Origin of the sequence: Demequina aurantiaca (assembly GCF_000975135.1) — a bacterium.
GTDB classification, from domain to species: domain Bacteria; phylum Actinomycetota; class Actinomycetes; order Actinomycetales; family Demequinaceae; genus Demequina; species Demequina aurantiaca.
In genome coordinates this window covers 1-684 of the sequence record NZ_BBRF01000006.1, presented here as the reverse complement: position 1 = coordinate 684, position 684 = coordinate 1, and the positions used below count along the sequence as shown (strand labels likewise).

The window sequence follows — 684 nt, the reverse complement described above, 5'->3', positions numbered from 1 at the left end:
GGGAAGGGAGCAAGTGTGTTTGCTCGCGTAAGTCGGAATGTTCGTGTGAGGATGGCGGCGTTGGTTGCTGCTGTTCTTCTTGTGCCGTTGGTTGCTGCGCCGTCGCAGGCGGCGACGACGGGGTTTAGGGATGTGACTGGTAGTTATCAGTTCTATCGGGAGATTTCCTGGTTGACTGATCAGGGCATCACGACTGGGTATTCAGATAAGAGTTTCCGGCCGGAGAATTCGGTTTCGCGAGAGGCGTTTGCTGCTTTCCTTTATCGCTTGGCTGATAGTCCTCGGGTGGCGTTGCCTGGTTCTTCTCCGTTTAAGGACGTGAAGAAGAGTGACCAGTTCTATAAGCAGATCGTGTGGCTTGAATCGAAGAACATCACTACTGGGTGGGCGGATGGAACGTTCCGGCCCAAGGAGAATATTTCTCGTTCTGCGATGGCGGCGTTCCTCTATCGTTATCAGGGCCGTCCTTCCTTCTCGGCACCTCAGTCTTCGCCGTTTAAGGACATGAAGACTTCCTCGAAGTTTTTCAAGGAAGTGGCCTGGTTGTCGAAGACGGGCATGACCACGGGTTTCTCAGATGGCACGTTTAGGCCATACGACTCGACGTCACGCGCAGCGACCGCGGCTTTCCTGTTCCGGGGATACGGTTCCTCGTCCTATAAAGCACCAAAATACGTGGCGCCC

At 54.4% G+C, this 684-nt stretch carries 1 protein-coding gene; it reads left to right on the top strand.

Features of this window, described 5'->3' with window-relative positions; all coding sequences use genetic code 11:
• Positions 1-15 precede the first annotated feature (15 nt).
• The coding region (locus tag AOP73_RS11650) for an S-layer homology domain-containing protein (protein ID WP_160295476.1) at positions 16-684 on the top strand (669 nt) is incomplete at its 3' end.